The sequence below is a fragment of the Streptomyces sp. NPDC021562 genome (genome assembly GCF_040640875.1).
Classification (GTDB): domain Bacteria; phylum Actinomycetota; class Actinomycetes; order Streptomycetales; family Streptomycetaceae; genus Streptomyces.
Genome location: NZ_JBFACN010000016.1, coordinates 108,810 through 122,917, shown reverse-complemented (window position 1 = coordinate 122,917; position 14,108 = coordinate 108,810). Strand labels below are relative to the sequence as shown.

Genomic DNA, 14,108 nt, shown 5'->3' with positions numbered 1-14,108 from the left:
CAGGGGCGTGGTTACAGTGCTGAGGTAGTCACGCAATGAAGTCGTCCCGGCTCTCTGGAGTAACACCGGTGAGCCGTCGGGGTGTGAAGAGCGGGGAGCTGCGCGTGCCAACTGCCATTGCCGTGACCAGTGCCGACATGGCGCTGCCGGTGCAGGACGAGCGGACCATGCCCGCGGTCGTCCTGAAGGACCTCGACAAGCGCCCGCTCGAACAGACCCTCGCCGAGTTCGTGGCCCTCATCGAGCAGTACGGACATGTGGTCGTCGTGTACTCCGGCGCCGTACCGGACGCCGTCACCCGCCGCCTGCACACCCTGCGCTCCCTTCTGGAGAGCGACCGGATCGCGCTCTTCCGCCCGGACCTGCCCCCTCTCGGCATCGCCGTGCTGGCACGGCAGTTGCGGCAGCTCGCCACCTGCGACCTCAGCCCCGGCGTGCTCGCCTCGGCCGGCCGGCTGCTCACCCACTACCTCCACTCCGGCGCCGTCCTCGGCTCGGTCGCCAAGCTGGACCGGGTCCCGGTCACCCTCAAGGCACACGCCAAGTCCTGGATGCCCGGCACCCAGTTCGCGGTCGTCGCGCACCCCGAACCCCAGCTGGTCCGCGTCGGCCCGGACGCCGTGCTGGGCGGCCCCGAGTTCAGCACCTGGCTGCTCGTCGCCAGGGGCCAGTTGCAGTCGGACTGGATCGGCGGCCTCGCCCCGTCCTGGGGCGCGCACGGCCTGCGGGAGACCCCGCTGCCCGCCGAGTCGGCCGAGTGGTGGGGGACCGGCCGGCTGATCGAGTTCACCAGCTACCTCGCCGACCTCTCGGTCCTCTACCAACTGGTCACCTCCGTACGGCAGACCAGTTGTCACTGGTGCGGCATCGACGTCATCGGCGACCGCTGCGTCTTCTGCTCCGCCACCCCGCCGGTCCCCGATCCGCCCGCGCCCCGCGCCCTGGAACAGCGCACGCCCGCCTGACGGCCGGGGCGGCGGCCGCCCCGGACGAACCCGTACCGCCCACCGCACGGTTCCCCCACTTCCTCCGCTTCCCCGATGAGGTCGCACGGTCCATGAACTCCCGTCAGCGCCGCGGCGTGATACTCCTGATCCTGTCGGTGCTCTGCGCGCTCGGCGCGTTCGCCGGCGTGCTCTCCGTCATCGACGACGTGAAGTCGCAGGTCGGCCCCGAGGTCACCGCGTACAAGGTCCGGTCGGACGTCAAGCCGTACACGACACTGACCGCGGGACAGTTCCAGAAGGTCGAGATGCCCAAGCGGTGGCTCTCCGCCAACGCCGTCACCAGTCTCGGCGAGATCCAGGGCAAGATCGCGGTCACCACGCTGAAGAAGGGCTCCCTGCTCCAGACCGACATGGTCGTCGACCAGCCCGAGCTGAAACCGGGCGAGCAGGAGGTCGCCATCATGATCGACGCGGCCACCGGCGTGGCCGGCAAGATCACCCCGGGCGCCCTGGTCAACGTCTACGCCACCTTCCAGGGCAAGCAGGCCGGCGCCCCCGACCAGTCGAAGATCATCGTGACCGACGCCCGGGTCCTGGACGTCGGCGCCCAGCTCAGCTACGTCGACCCCGACAACCGCAACCAGCAGCCCACCGACGCCGTCCCCATCACCTTCGCGCTGTCCACGCTCGACGCCCAGCGCCTCACCTACGCGGAGTCCTTCGCCCAGCGGGTCCGGCTCGCCCTGGTCGCCCCCGGCACCCACACCAGCGTGCCGGACAAGGACCGTACGTACGAACTCGCGACGGACAAGTGAGAGGCGCCTCGCGCATGCCCATCAGGATCCTCCCCGCCGTCGGTGACGCGGACGCCGCCCGGTCCCTGGTCGCCCTGCTCAGCCAGCTCCCGGACGCCGAACCGCTGTCCCCCGTCGTGGACTCCACCCAGCTCGTGGACCTGCTCGCCCGGTTCGCCGCCGAGTCGGTCGACGAACTCCCCGAGGTCGTCGTCGTCCACGAACGCATCGGACCGGTCCCGGCCCTGGAACTGATCCGCGAGGTCGCGCTCCGCTTCCCCGCCGTGGGCGTCGTCCTCGTCACCACCGACACCAGCCCCGGCCTGTTCGCCGCCGCGATGGACTCCGGCGCCCGCGGCCTGGTCGGACTCCCGCTGAGCTACGAGGAACTGGCGGGCCGCGTGCAGGCCGTCGCCCAGTGGTCCACGGGCGTACGCCGGCACCTCGGCCACGGCGCCGACGTCCTCGCCGGCGTCGGCGGCACCGTCGTCACCGTCAGCGGCGCGAAGGGCGGCACCGGCGCGACCCTGGTCGCCGTCCAGATCGCCCTCGCCGCGCAGGCCTCCGGCCACCCCACCGCCCTGGTCGACCTCGACCTCCAGACCGGGGACATCGCCTCCTACCTCGACGTCCAGTTCCGCCGCTCGGTCGCCGACCTCGCCGCGGTGGGCGACATCTCCCCGCGCGTCATGGCCGAGGCCGTCTTCCGCCACGACTCCGGGCTGGCGCTGCTGCTGGCGCCCGCCGAGGGCGAACGCGGCGAGGAGGTCACCGACCGCGCCGCCCGGCAGATCCTCAGCGCCCTGCGCTCCCGCTACGAGGTGGTGGTCGTCGACTGCGGCGCCCAGCTCGCCGCGGCCGGGGCGGCGGCCGTGGAGACCGCGGACCTGGCGCTGCTGGTCACCACGCCGGACGTGGTCGCCGTACGCGCGGCCAAGCGCACGGTCCGGATGTGGGACCGGCTGCAGATCCGCAAGGCGGAGGAGACCACGGTGGTGGTGAACCGCTACACGAGGGCCACCGAGATCCAGCCGGCCCTGATCCAGCGGATCACCGGGACGGCGGTCGCGGGCACGTCGGTCCCCGCCAACTTCAAGGAACTCCAGGGGGCGGTGGACGCCGGGCGGATGCACGAGCTGGACGCGCGGAGCACGGTACGGCAGGCGCTGTGGGCGCTGGCGGGGGAGCTGGGGCTGGTGCGGACGGGGGAGCGGACGGTGCCGCGCAGGGCGTCCGCGGGATTCCGCCGACGGAAGGAACTGCCGTGAGGGGGCGGGGGGGTCGTCGGTCGGGTGCGGGTGCGTGGGGGCCGGTCGCGCAGTTCCCCGCGCCCCTGAAAGCAGGGCGCCGCCGTGAGCGCCCCTTCAGGGGCGCGGGGAACTACGCGAGCAACCCCCACCGGGTCGCACCCGGCCGACGACCGCGCGACCGCGGCCAGGTCTCCATCGAGCTCATCGGCATGACGCCGGTCATCATCCTCACCCTCGTCCTCGTCTGGCAGGCCGTCCTCACCGGCTACGCCTTCACCCTCGCCGGGAACGCCGCCGACGAGGGCGCCCGCGCCGGCACGGCCGTGCCGCGTGGCGAACGCTTCGGCGTCTGCCAGGCCGCCGCCCTGAAGGACCTCTCCGGCGCCTGGCGGGAGGGCGCCACGGTGGACCGCTGCGGCGGCACCGGCACGGTCGTCGCGGACGTCTCCCTGCGCGTCCCGGTCCTGTTCCCCGGCACGATCGACTTCCCGGTCACCGTGCACGGCCACGCCGGCACGGTGGAGGAGGTGAAGCGCTGATGAACCCCCCGCCGAACCGCCCCCCGAACCCCCCGCCGAACCGCCGTCGGCAGCCCCGCGACCGCGGCCAGGTCGCCGTCGAGTACCTCGGCTTCGTCCCGATCCTCCTCGTCGTCGCCCTGGCCGGCATCCAGCTCGGCGCCGTCGCCTACGCCGCCGAGCAGGCCGGGACGGCGGCCCGGGCCGGTGCCCGCGCCGCCTCGCTGCAACAGGACGTCGGCGCCGCCTGCGCCGGCGCGGTCAGCGGCGGGATCGACGTGCGCTGCGCCTCCTCCGGCGGCGGCGACTCCGTCACCGTCACCGCCACCGTCCACATCCCGAAGATCGTCTGGGACCTGGGCAACGCCACCAAGTCCGCCACGATGCCCGTCGACCACGGAACGAGGAGCACGGCACCATGAGCCTGCGGGCACGCATCAACTCCCCTGAGGAGAACGGCAGCCGGGGCGAGGACGGCCACCTGGTCTCCTCGTACCGGGCCAAACTCCTGGAGGAGATCGACCTCGCGGAGATGAGCGCGCTGGCCGCCGCCGAGCGCCGGGCCCGTCTCGAACGCGTCCTCGGTCACATCATCAGCCGCGAGGGCCCCGTCCTCTCCACCGTGGAACGCTCCCAGCTGATCCGCCGCGTGGTCGACGAGGCACTCGGGCTCGGCATCCTGGAGCCGCTCCTCGAAGACGCGTCGATCACCGAGATCATGGTGAACGGCCCCGACGCGATCTTCGTGGAACGCGGCGGCCGGGTGGAGCAGCTGCCGTTGCGCTTCGTCTCGGCCGACCAGCTGATGCAGACCATCGAACGCATCGTCTCGACGGTCAACCGCCGCGTCGACGAGTCCAACCCCATGGTCGACGCCCGCCTGCCCTCCGGCGAACGCGTCAACGTCATCATCCCGCCGCTCTCGCTCACCGGCCCCACCCTCACCATCCGCCGCTTCCCGCGCTCCTTCACCCTCCAGGAGCTGATCGGCTTCGGCTCGCTCGACGAGCACATGGTGTTCCTGCTGGCGGGCCTGGTGCAGGCGAAGTTCAACATCATCGTGTCCGGGGCCACCGGCACCGGCAAGACGACCCTCCTCAACGCCCTCTCCGGCCTGATCCCCGCCCACGAACGCATCATCACCATCGAGGACTCCGCCGAACTCCAGCTCCAGCAGTCGCACGTGGTCCGCCTGGAGTCCCGTCCCGCGAACGTCGAGGGCAAGGGCCAGGTCACCATCCGCGACCTCGTCCGCAACTCGCTGCGGATGCGCCCCGACCGGATCGTGGTCGGTGAGGTCCGCGGCGGCGAGTCCCTCGACATGCTCCAGGCCATGTCCACCGGCCACGACGGGTCCCTCGCCACGGTCCACGCCAACAGCGCCGAGGACGCCCTGACCCGGCTCCAGACCCTGGCCTCCATGTCGGACGTCGAGGTCCCCTTCGTCGCCCTGCACGACCAGATCAACAGCGCCGTCGACGTCATCGTCCAGCTCACCCGGTTCGCCGACGGCGCCCGCCGGATCACCGAGATCGCCGTACTCGACAGCCACGGCAGCGAGCCGTACCGGCTGGCCACCGTGGCCCGGTTCGACGCCCGGCCCATGACCCACGACGGCCGGGTCCACGGCGCCTTCCAGTACTTCCCGCTCCCGCGCCGCACCGCCGACCGCCTCTACATGGCGAGCCAGCCGATCCCGCAGGCCTTCGGCGTGGCCCAGCACCTCGACCAGCTCACCACCCGAGAAGCGAGGTAGCCCCATGCCTCTGCACGACCTCGTCACCCTCACCACCGGGGTCACGCTGCTGGCGTGCCTGCTGGCCGTGGTGGGCCTGCACAGCTACGCCTCCGGCCGGGCCCAGCGCGCCGCCCTGGTGGACCGCCTCTCGGGCACCGGCCAGGTGCCGCTGTCCGGCCGCAGGCGCCGCTTCCGCACCCTCGACCGCCGGCTGCGCGGCACCGGGATCGGCCGCCGCCTCGAACTCCGCCTGGCGGCCACCGGCCTGGACGTGACGCCCGGCGAGTTCTTCGCCTACATGCTGGCGGCCGTCGTGGCCCTCTGGCTCATCGGCCAGGCCGCCCTCGCCCCCTTCTTCGGCCCGATCGCCGGCCTGCTCGGTGTCTTCGCCGCCGTCCAGTTCCTCAACTGGCAGCGCCAGAAACGCATCGAACGGTTCATCGGCCAACTCCCCGAACTCGCCCGCATCCTCGCCAACGCCACCCACGCCGGCCTCGCCCTGCGCACCGCGATCGGCATGGCGGCGGAGGAACTGGAGGCCCCGGCGGGCGAGGAACTGGGCAAGGTCGCCGACCAGTTGGCGATCGGCCACTCCCTGGACGACGCGCTCGGCGAACTGGCCGACCGCCTCCCCTCCCGGGAACTGGTCGTCCTCGTCACCACCCTCGTCCTCTCCAACAGGGCGGGCGGTCAGGTGGTGTCCGCCCTGCGCAACCTCACCGAGACCCTGGAGGAGCGCAAGGAGACCCGCCGCGAGATCCGCACCCAGCTGTCCCAGGTGACGATGACCTCGTACGCCGTCCCCGTCCTCGGCATCGGCGCCCTGTTCCTGATGAACGGGGTCAAGAGCGGCACGCTGGACCGCATGACGGGCTCCGCGCTCGGCCAGGGAGCGGTCGTCGTCGCCTTCGGCCTGTACGCGGTCGGCTTCGTCCTCATCCGGCGCCTGAGCCGGATCGACGTGTAGGGGGCGGGAAGATGGCACTGCTCCTGGCCCTCCTGATGGCCCTCGCCGTCTACGGGGTGTTCGCGGGCGTCCGCATGTACCGCGCGGAGGTCAAGCTCCCCACCGACCTCGCGACAGCCCTGGAGATCGGCGCCACCCGCACCGGCGCCGCCAACTCCCTCATCGACCGCATGGGCATGCGCTACGCCCCCGCGGTGCTCCGCCTGATGGGGCCGCGGCTGGTCGCCAAGTACCGGCGCAAGATCGACCTGGCGGGCAACCCGGGCGGCCTCACCATCGACCGCTACGCGGCCCGCCGCGCGGTCTACGGCGTGCTCGGCGGGACCGGCTTCCTGGTCTTCCTGCTGCGCGGCCAGTACCTGATCGCCCTGGTCCTGCTCCTGTTCGGCGCGTTCTGGACCGAGGTCGGCATCTGGTCGGCGATCCGCGTCCGCAAGGACGTCATCGAACGCACCCTGCCGGACTTCCTGGACGTCCTCGCGGTGGTGGTGGGCGCGGGCCTCGGCTTCCGCCAGGCGCTGGACCGGGTCGCCACGCACTACGAGGGGCCGTGGGCGGACGAACTGCGCATCACCCTGCGCCAGATGGACCTGGGGATGAGCCGCCGCCAGGCCTTCACGGAGCTCAGGAGGCGCAACGACTCGGAACAGGTCGCGATGTTCGTGACGGCGCTGCAACAGGGCGAGGAGCTGGGCGCACCGATCGTGGACACCCTGGTCGCACTGGCCAAGGACATGCGCCGCACGGACGCCCAGAACGCCCGCCGCAAGGCGGCCCGGGCGGTCCCGAAGGCGACGCTGATGATCACCACGTTCATGGTCCCGGCCACGATGCTCCTGCTCGCGACGGGCCTGCTGCTGGGCTCGGGCATCAACTTCGGGTCGGTCACGGGGAAGTAGACGGGGGTGACGACGACCGTGCCGCCGCGGGAGGCAGACGAGCGCGCCGAGGGGGGTGGGAGCGGTGTGGTCGGCGAGCGGGCCGAAGGGGGTGGGAGCGGTGTGGCTTGCGAGCGGGCCGAAGGGGGAGGGAGTGGTGCGGCCGGCGAGCGCGCCGAGCGGGCCGAGCGGGGTGAGGGCGGTGAGGGCGGTGTGGTCGGCGAGCTCGGGGCGAAGGTCGAGGTCCGTGCGCTTCAGGCGATGTGCCGGCAGGTCTTCGGCTTCCGGCTCGCGATGATCGCCGTGGCCACCCCCGCGGCCCTCCTCAACGCCACCCCCGGCCTGGGCGCCCGCCTGGTCGGCTCGGCGGTGGTCGTCACCTTCATGGTCTCGTACGTCCTGTTCCGGGACTGGCAGCGCTTCGGCCCCCTCCTGCTGCGCCACCCCGCCCTGCTGGCCGCCGACGCCCTCTTCGGCTCCTTCCTCCTGGTCTCGGCAGGTCCCGACACCACCCTCGCCTACGTCAGCGTCTGCACCCCCCTCCTCGCCGGCCTCCTCTACAGCTGGCGCGGAGCGGCCGTGTTCGCGTCGCTCGAATCCCTGATCCTGCTGCTCGTCCAGGCGACCCTGCGGCACCACACGGTCGTGGCCGAGTCCCTCCTGCTGCCCGGCCTCTGCGTCATCACCGGCGCGATGGGCTCTACCCTGCGCACCCTGATGCTCCGCTTCGGCGCCGCCACCGAGGCGCTGGCCGAGACCCGGGCCCGGCTGGCCGCGACGGAGGCGGTGAGCGCCGAACGCGTCCGGCTCGCCCGCGAGATGCACGACTCGGTGACCAAGACCCTGTACGGCGTCGCCCTGATCGCGGACGGCCTCGCGCAGTCGGCGGCCGCGTCGCCGGACCGCCTGGACCCGGTGCTGATCAGTCAGCAGGCGGAACTGGTGGCGAACGCGGCCCGCAGCGCGGCCGCCCAGTCCCGTGACCTCCTGACAAACCTGCGCGCCCAGCCGGACGGGGTAGCCCCCGACGTTCTGCCCCAACTCAGGTCCCTCGTAGACGACTTCAGCGCCCGGACGGCCCTCCGCGCGACATACGACGGCCCGGCCGCTCCCGTCCCGCTCCCCGCCGCGACCTCCCGCGAGCTGCTCAGCATCACGGCGGAGGCGCTGGAGAACGCGCACCGCCACGCGCGCGCCACCCGGGTCGACGTACGCGCCGAGACGACCGCGACCCACCTGCTGCTCACCATCCACGACGACGGCCGGGGGCTCCCCGCGCACGTGGCGGTCGAAGACCTGGGGCGCGCCGGGCACTTCGGCCTGCTCGGGATGACGGAACGGGCGGCGTCGGTGGGCGCCCGCATCGAGCTGTCCGCGGACCGGGGCACGCAGGTCCGAGTGGAGCTCCCCCTGCCATGACGGAGACGAGAGGAGGCCCCCCGATGCCGCAGCACCCCTTCCCGGAGCCCGCGCACCCCCCGCCGCCGGCCCTGCGCCTCCTGGTGGCCGACGACAACCCGGTGATCCGCGCGGGCCTCACGACGGTCCTCTCCGCGCCGGACGACCTCACGGTGGTGGCCGAGGCCGAGGACGGCCGCACGGCCTACGAGGCGGCCCTGCGCCACCGCCCCGACGTCGTCCTCCTCGACGTCCGCATGCCCGGCGTCGACGGCATGGCGGCCCTGCCCCACCTGGTCCGGCTCGCCCCGGTCATGATGCTGACGTACAGCGACGAGACGGCCCTCGTCCAGGAGGCCGTTCGCCTCGGCGCCGCCGGCTACCTGGTCCACGGCGAGTTCACCACCGCCCAGCTGACCCAGGCGGTCCGGGACGTGGGCACGGGCCGACCGCACTTCTCCCCGACGGCGACGAACGCGTTGCTGGCGCACATCAGGAACGCTGCGACTGCACACCCGCGTGGGGAACTGGCCGCGGATCGGCAGAATTTCTCTCCCCAAATCACTTCGCACATGCAATCAGATGTGAGACAGTCTACTCGGTCCCGGTTTCAACTGAGCGGCAGAGAGGCGGAGATCATGGACCTCATCGCGACCGGCATGGACAACCGGCAGATCGCCGCCGTCTGCTTCATCAGCGAGAAGACGGTGAAGAACCACATCAACCGCATCTTCGCCAAGCTCCACACCACCACCCGCGCCCAGGCGACGGCCAAGTGGCTGGGGGTGAGCTCAGGATGAACTGGGTCCGCATTTGGGTCCTGAGACCCTCCGCCGAAGGGTATGTTCCGCCGTACGGTGCCACGATCGGTACCGAACCCGGAGGGGAGCACCATGAGCGACCTGATGCTGAGGATGCTTGTTGCGATGCAGCGGCGCGCCGACGACCGGGGGCAGACCGCGGTCGAGTATCTGGGAATCATCGCGGTGGTCGTGGCGATCGTGCTGGCGGTGACCGGTACGAGCATCGGGAACGCGGTGCTGCAGGCCATCCTGAACCAGATTGCCAAAATCGTGTGACAGGCGTCCGTCGTTTCGGCGACTCCGGGCAGGCCTTCCCCATCTACATCACCGTTGTGGGGGGCCTGCTCTTTCTCGCGTTCGCCTATCTTGCCGTCGGCCAGGCCGCGGTGAACCGGAACGGTGCCCAGACGGCCGCCGACGCGGCAGCGCTCGCCGCGGCCGTGAACACCCGTGACGAGCTCGCGGACCAGTGGGTGAAGGACGTACTCGACCCGACCAAGTGGCAGGACATCTTCGACGGGCACGTGGACGTCGCGGACTCCTGCTGGCGGGCCGCCGAACTGGCGGCCCAGAACGACGCGACGGCCCAGTGCACGCCCGAGCCTCCGTTGAGCTACAAGGTCGACGCCGAGACGAACAAGACCGTCGGAGACTCCGTCGTGCCCGGTACGGAGAACATGAAGTCGACGGCCCACGCCACCGCCGTGATCGATCCGCTCTGCACGTTCACCCTGACCGGCGGGGCGGGTGTACTGCCCGAACTCACTTGCAGGGACCGGAACTGGACCCTGGACCCGACCGATCTCACGCATCTCCCGGGTCCCGAGGACCTCTTCGACGTCCACCTGGCCGACTGACAAGCGAATCGACGAGTGAAGAAAGAAGCGGAGCGATGAGCATTCGGTGCACTGCGAGGGCTCGTAGGGGGATGGTGGCGGTGGCCGTCGCAGCCGGTCTGGCTCTCGGCTTGGCCGGATGCGGCGGCGGTGGTGACGGCGGCGACAAGAAACCCGGCGCGTCGCCATCGGCCTCTCCGAGTGGTGGCTCCCAGCCGAGTGCGCAGGAAGGGCAGTCCGCGGCCCCCCTCGCCGAACTGCAGGGTCCCTCCGGTCTGGTCCTGCAAGTGACCTCCGCTGTCCGGGACTCTGGTGGCTTCCTCACCGTCAACGCGAACCTCAAGAACGACGGCTCCCAAATGGTCGTGGTTCCTGTGGCACTGCGGGGCGACGAGACGGAGATCGCCCGCCACGACACGTCGTTCGGTGGCGCCACGCTCGTCGACTCCAAGGGGAAGAAGCGGTACTACGTGCTACGGGACACGGACGGCCGTCCGCTCACAACGACCGGTCTCACGCAAATTCAGGCCGGCCAGACCATCCCCGTCTTCATGCAGTTCCCCGCACCCCCCGCCGACACCACCGACGTGACCCTCCAGCTCCCCACCTTCTCCAGCGGCACGATCAAGATCTCCGGGTGAGGCCGCAGTGACCACACCACGCCTGCCCCTGACCCTGGGCGCCGCCACGCTCCTCCTCGTCACGAACCTCTACGGCGCTACGGCCGCCCGCGCCGACGGCGGCGCCCCGAGCGTCCCCCCGGGCACCGAACCCTCCGCCTCCGCCCCCGTGAAGATCGACCCGACCGACCCCGACCTCAAGCTCCCCGAGGGCGCCACCCTCGCCGCGCCCAAGGTCCTGGACATCAAGTCGGTCGTGGAGGACCAGAGCGGTGACGAGCGCAGGGAGGACACCAACGCGGACGTCACCTTCGCCCTCCAGGCCGAGGTGCTGTTCAGCAAGGACAGCGCCAAGCTGAGCGACGCCGCGAAGTCGCGGATCTCGGCGATCGCGGACGAGATCAGGAAGCAGCACGCCACCCAGGTCCGCGTCTTCGGCTTCACGGACAACCTGGGCTCCTCCGCCCACGGCGACGTCCTCTCCCGCCAGCGCGCCAACGCCGTGCAGGGCGTCCTGGACCAGGACCTGAACGACCCGGACGTCACCTTCGACGTCCGCGGTTACGGGGAGCAGTACCCGATCGCCGACAACTCCACGGAGGAGGGCCGCAAGAAGAACCGCAGGGTGGAGGTCACGTTCCCGAGGACGGACGGCTGACCGGGGTCACCGCACCTCGACGCCGACCCGGGCCCCCTTCACCACGCCCCACCCCGCCATGGCTCCGGCCGCCGCCTCCAGCACGTGCCGGGAGCGGAGCCGGGGCAGTCCGAGGCGTCCCGGCGGCATCGTGCGCACGGCGATGACGGTCAGACGGCGGTCCAGGTAGGCGACGTCGATCGGCATCCGCATACGGAAGGTGTGCACGCTGCCCGCCGGTGAGAGCAGCATCGCGCCGTCGATCGAGTCGCGCCCCAGCAGCCCCTTCGTACGCGCGCGGTAGGAGGCCGCGATCTCCAGCGGCACACCGACGGGTTCGCCGTCCCCGTGCACGAGCAGCAGCCCCCGTCCGTCCCGCCAGCGCCCCACGCCCGACCCCCTTCCACGGTGGTGACGCAGGCGATCGTACGGCCTGCCGCGTCCCTTGGGGCCGGCAAGTCACCGAAGCTCCGTGGCGTCGTTGAACGGATCATGAGAGTTCCGGCCCCGCCCGTAGAGGGGCGCACATGGCGGATCGGCTGAAGGTCGACGGCACCGAGCTGGACAGGTTCTTCAAGGACCTGAAGAAGGCTCAGGAGTCGTTCACGGCCCTGCGGAAGGTGCTGCACGATCCGGGTGTCGAGGGCCTCGGCACGGATGACCTGGACAGGGCCTGCGACCGGTTCCAGCAGGACTGGCGGCACGGGGCCGAGGAGATCGCCGAGCAGATCGGGGAGCTCACCGACATCACGCGGAAGGCGAAGGACGACTTCCACGAGGTGGACGTGGCCCTGGAACGGGCGCTGGCACAGGCCCGTCGGAAGGGCGGAACCGGGTGACGGCGCGGGGCACGGCCACGGACCGCTGTCCGCATCTCGGCTTCGACCCGGCGCCCGGCGACGCGGACCTGGTGCGGGACATGCACCGCAAGCTGTCCGACTGCGCCAGGGAGATGGAGAGGGCCCGTGCCAAGGTCACGAAACTGATGGACGGCAGCTACTGGGAGGGGGACGCGGCGGTCGCCTTCCGGGAGCGGTTGGAGCGGGGTCCGCTGCCGCTCACCCTGGAGAACGGCGCCCGCTCCGTCGCCGAGGCCGCCGGACAGCTGGATCTGTGGGCGGCCGAACTGGAGGAGTTCCAGCGGCGGGCGAGGAGACTCGACGGCGAGGCGAAGGACGCGCGCGAGGCGCTGCGGCGGTCCCGGGACCACGCGGCGGGGGCCGACCGCAGGGTCACGGCGGCGCAGGGCGAGCTGGACGACGTACTGAGGCGCGCGCGTGCCCTCGCGGGCGAGCACGAGGAGACCGCGCGCAAGCGGGCCCGGCACATCGGCGACGCCGCGTACAGGTCGGCGCCGCACGAACCGGACGCGTGGGACAGGTTCACGGACTGGGTGGGCGACAACCTGCCGGACATCCTGAGCGCGTGCGCCGCGGTGCTGGGGGTGATCGCGCTGCTGGGTCTGACGGCCGTCGCCCCCTGGATGCTGTTCCTGGCGGCGGGCCTGCTCAGCGCGACGGCCTTCACCCTGCGCGTCGGCGACCCCGAAGTCCTGGCGTCCCTGGAGGACGGCTTCACGAAGGGCGAACTGGACATCGACTTCTGGGGCAACCTACTCGGCACAGCAGGCGACTTCCTGGGAATGCTGCCGGGGCTGGGGGCGGTGGCCAAGGGAACCATGAAGACCCCCGAACTGCTGTCCGCCACCGCGGGAGCGGTCGGTGAGACCGACGAGGTGCTGACTCTCGGGCAGAGAATCACCAGAGCCGGGATCAGAACGGGGACCTCGATCAAGACCGTGGGCGTCTCCATCCGGACAGAGGCTGCGGCGGCCGAGGGCGCTGTCAGCGTTCTTTCCCATCCCCGGGTGTTCGGCGGACGGCTGGCACCGATCGTCGAGAGGGTGGACAAACCGGCGACCGTCCTGGGAGCCGGTACCGCCGTCTACGGTGTCGCGAGCAGCTTTGTCGACGCCTTGGACAACGACACGGCCAAAACGGTCACCGGTTTCCTCGACGGGCCCAGAACCCTCGCGGTCGACGTCCCGGCGACCGCGGGTGCGCTCCATTTCCTGCTGCGCGGTGCGGGGGAGGCGCCATGAGCGGTGGTGGCTACGTGATCGACGACTCCGCCCGAAGCCCGGACGCCGATGTCTGGTTCGCGATGCCCCGGGGATTCGTGCCGATTCCACTTCAGGAACTGATGACGGCGGCACACGAGCCGGCATCGACGTCAGGACCGCTGACCGGTCTCGGCCCGGTACTCAGGTGGGCCCGGCTCCTGGTGGAGGCCGGGGTGGTGCACTGCTGCCTGGGACTTCACTCGGACGACCAGACGGACGGCGGACCACTGCTGTCGCTCTTCACGCTTGCCTGGCGGGCCACCGAATGGGCTCCGCGCAGTGTCCTCGCGGCCCGCGCGGCCACCGCCTCCGAAGAGGCGGAGCACCTCGAAGCCCTGGCCCTGCCGTGCGGTCCCGCCGCGCTCGTGCAGACAAGAGCGGACGTGCCCGCGGAACTGGGCCTCAACGCACCAGATGGCCTGCTCCAGGTCACGGCCTACGTACCGTGCCTCGACGGCCGGCGCGTCGCGATCCTCTCGCTGGCCACGACGGCTGTCGAGCACGCCCGGCACTTCAGGGATCTGCTCAGGGACATCGCCGCCACGGTCAGCTTCGAAGACCCACTTCCCCCTGTGTCCGATGCACCCGACAAGGACTGAC

The 14,108-nt window shown here is 71.4% G+C and carries 18 protein-coding genes; 17 read left to right on the top strand and 1 reads right to left on the bottom strand.

Annotation, left to right across the window (positions count from 1 at the left end; translation table 11 throughout):
- The first annotated feature begins 35 nt into the window (after positions 1-35).
- The 14 genes from AB0G52_RS25155 to AB0G52_RS25090 all read left to right on the top strand — a co-directional run bounded on the left by AB0G52_RS25155 (position 36) and on the right by AB0G52_RS25090 (position 11,407).
- Positions 36-965 (top strand): hypothetical protein, encoded by a 930-nt coding sequence (locus AB0G52_RS25155; RefSeq protein ID WP_207921839.1) that lies wholly within the window; start codon positions 36-38, stop codon positions 963-965.
- 92 nt (positions 966-1,057) lie between these two features.
- A complete protein-coding gene (cpaB, locus tag AB0G52_RS25150) occupies positions 1,058-1,762 on the top strand; it encodes a Flp pilus assembly protein CpaB (protein WP_132891215.1) in 705 nt (234 codons plus the stop codon).
- Between the two features lie 14 nt (positions 1,763-1,776).
- On the top strand, positions 1,777-3,009 hold the full coding sequence (locus AB0G52_RS25145) for a P-loop NTPase (RefSeq protein WP_132891214.1): 1,233 nt from the start codon (positions 1,777-1,779) through the stop codon (positions 3,007-3,009).
- A complete protein-coding gene (locus AB0G52_RS25140) occupies positions 3,006-3,530 on the top strand; it encodes a TadE family protein (protein WP_361338797.1) in 525 nt (174 codons plus the stop codon). The genes AB0G52_RS25145 and AB0G52_RS25140 overlap by 4 nt, the downstream gene beginning before the upstream one ends.
- A complete protein-coding gene (locus AB0G52_RS25135) occupies positions 3,530-3,931 on the top strand; it encodes a TadE/TadG family type IV pilus assembly protein (protein WP_361338794.1) in 402 nt (133 codons plus the stop codon). Before AB0G52_RS25140 ends, AB0G52_RS25135 begins: the two co-directional genes overlap by 1 nt.
- Positions 3,928-5,265 (top strand): CpaF family protein, encoded by a 1,338-nt coding sequence (locus AB0G52_RS25130; protein WP_132891211.1) that lies wholly within the window; start codon positions 3,928-3,930, stop codon positions 5,263-5,265. Before AB0G52_RS25135 ends, AB0G52_RS25130 begins: the two co-directional genes overlap by 4 nt.
- Before the next feature lie 4 nt (positions 5,266-5,269).
- The gene (locus AB0G52_RS25125) at positions 5,270-6,214 is read left to right on the top strand and encodes a type II secretion system F family protein (protein ID WP_132891210.1); all 945 of its coding nucleotides are present in this window, start codon (positions 5,270-5,272) and stop codon (positions 6,212-6,214) included.
- Positions 6,215-6,225: 11 nt separating this feature from the next.
- Positions 6,226-7,113: a type II secretion system F family protein gene (locus AB0G52_RS25120; RefSeq protein ID WP_132891209.1), complete on the top strand. Its 888-nt coding sequence runs from the start codon at positions 6,226-6,228 to the stop codon at positions 7,111-7,113.
- Between the two features lie 6 nt (positions 7,114-7,119).
- Entirely contained in the window at positions 7,120-8,511 is a 1,392-nt protein-coding gene (locus tag AB0G52_RS25115; protein ID WP_361338789.1) for a histidine kinase, read from the top strand.
- A 23-nt stretch (positions 8,512-8,534) separates the two neighbouring features.
- Complete coding sequence (locus tag AB0G52_RS25110; RefSeq protein ID WP_361338786.1) at positions 8,535-9,290, top strand: response regulator transcription factor; 756 nt, start codon at positions 8,535-8,537, stop codon at positions 9,288-9,290.
- 93 nt (positions 9,291-9,383) lie between these two features.
- Positions 9,384-9,569 (top strand): hypothetical protein, encoded by a 186-nt coding sequence (locus tag AB0G52_RS25105; protein WP_132891207.1) that lies wholly within the window; start codon positions 9,384-9,386, stop codon positions 9,567-9,569.
- Complete coding sequence (locus AB0G52_RS25100) at positions 9,566-10,150, top strand: pilus assembly protein TadG-related protein (protein WP_132891206.1); 585 nt, start codon at positions 9,566-9,568, stop codon at positions 10,148-10,150. Before AB0G52_RS25105 ends, AB0G52_RS25100 begins: the two co-directional genes overlap by 4 nt.
- Positions 10,151-10,185: 35 nt before the next feature.
- On the top strand, positions 10,186-10,770 hold the full coding sequence (locus AB0G52_RS25095) for a hypothetical protein (protein WP_132891205.1): 585 nt from the start codon (positions 10,186-10,188) through the stop codon (positions 10,768-10,770).
- Positions 10,771-10,777: 7 nt separating this feature from the next.
- Positions 10,778-11,407 (top strand): OmpA family protein, encoded by a 630-nt coding sequence (locus AB0G52_RS25090; RefSeq protein WP_132891204.1) that lies wholly within the window; start codon positions 10,778-10,780, stop codon positions 11,405-11,407.
- 6 nt (positions 11,408-11,413) lie between these two features.
- Here the strand turns inward: AB0G52_RS25090 and AB0G52_RS25085 are convergent, their stop codons facing one another.
- Positions 11,414-11,776 (bottom strand): DUF192 domain-containing protein, encoded by a 363-nt coding sequence (locus AB0G52_RS25085; protein ID WP_132891203.1) that lies wholly within the window; start codon positions 11,774-11,776, stop codon positions 11,414-11,416.
- Between the two features lie 137 nt (positions 11,777-11,913).
- Between AB0G52_RS25085 and AB0G52_RS25080 the strand changes: the two genes are divergently transcribed.
- The 3 genes from AB0G52_RS25080 to AB0G52_RS25070 are packed head-to-tail and all read left to right on the top strand — an operon-like array spanning position 11,914 to position 14,107.
- Positions 11,914-12,225 (top strand): hypothetical protein, encoded by a 312-nt coding sequence (locus AB0G52_RS25080; protein WP_132891202.1) that lies wholly within the window; start codon positions 11,914-11,916, stop codon positions 12,223-12,225.
- The gene (locus AB0G52_RS25075; RefSeq protein WP_361338779.1) at positions 12,222-13,487 is read left to right on the top strand and encodes a hypothetical protein; all 1,266 of its coding nucleotides are present in this window, start codon (positions 12,222-12,224) and stop codon (positions 13,485-13,487) included. Before AB0G52_RS25080 ends, AB0G52_RS25075 begins: the two co-directional genes overlap by 4 nt.
- Positions 13,484-14,107, top strand: coding sequence for a hypothetical protein (locus AB0G52_RS25070; protein WP_132891201.1), 624 nt, complete (start codon positions 13,484-13,486; stop codon positions 14,105-14,107). The genes AB0G52_RS25075 and AB0G52_RS25070 overlap by 4 nt, the downstream gene beginning before the upstream one ends.
- Position 14,108: the final 1 nt, after the last annotated feature.

Coding starts and splice junctions, on each gene's coding strand:
- AB0G52_RS25155 (WP_207921839.1), top strand. CDS start 36: ATGAAGTCGTCCCGGCTCTCTGGAGTAACACCGGTGAGCCGTCGGGGT.
- cpaB (WP_132891215.1), top strand. CDS start 1,058: ATGAACTCCCGTCAGCGCCGCGGCGTGATACTCCTGATCCTGTCGGTG.
- AB0G52_RS25145 (WP_132891214.1), top strand. CDS start 1,777: ATGCCCATCAGGATCCTCCCCGCCGTCGGTGACGCGGACGCCGCCCGG.
- AB0G52_RS25135 (WP_361338794.1), top strand. CDS start 3,530: ATGAACCCCCCGCCGAACCGCCCCCCGAACCCCCCGCCGAACCGCCGT.
- AB0G52_RS25130 (WP_132891211.1), top strand. CDS start 3,928: ATGAGCCTGCGGGCACGCATCAACTCCCCTGAGGAGAACGGCAGCCGG.
- AB0G52_RS25125 (WP_132891210.1), top strand. CDS start 5,270: ATGCCTCTGCACGACCTCGTCACCCTCACCACCGGGGTCACGCTGCTG.
- AB0G52_RS25120 (WP_132891209.1), top strand. CDS start 6,226: ATGGCACTGCTCCTGGCCCTCCTGATGGCCCTCGCCGTCTACGGGGTG.
- AB0G52_RS25110 (WP_361338786.1), top strand. CDS start 8,535: ATGCCGCAGCACCCCTTCCCGGAGCCCGCGCACCCCCCGCCGCCGGCC.
- AB0G52_RS25105 (WP_132891207.1), top strand. CDS start 9,384: ATGAGCGACCTGATGCTGAGGATGCTTGTTGCGATGCAGCGGCGCGCC.
- AB0G52_RS25095 (WP_132891205.1), top strand. CDS start 10,186: ATGAGCATTCGGTGCACTGCGAGGGCTCGTAGGGGGATGGTGGCGGTG.
- AB0G52_RS25080 (WP_132891202.1), top strand. CDS start 11,914: ATGGCGGATCGGCTGAAGGTCGACGGCACCGAGCTGGACAGGTTCTTC.
- AB0G52_RS25070 (WP_132891201.1), top strand. CDS start 13,484: ATGAGCGGTGGTGGCTACGTGATCGACGACTCCGCCCGAAGCCCGGAC.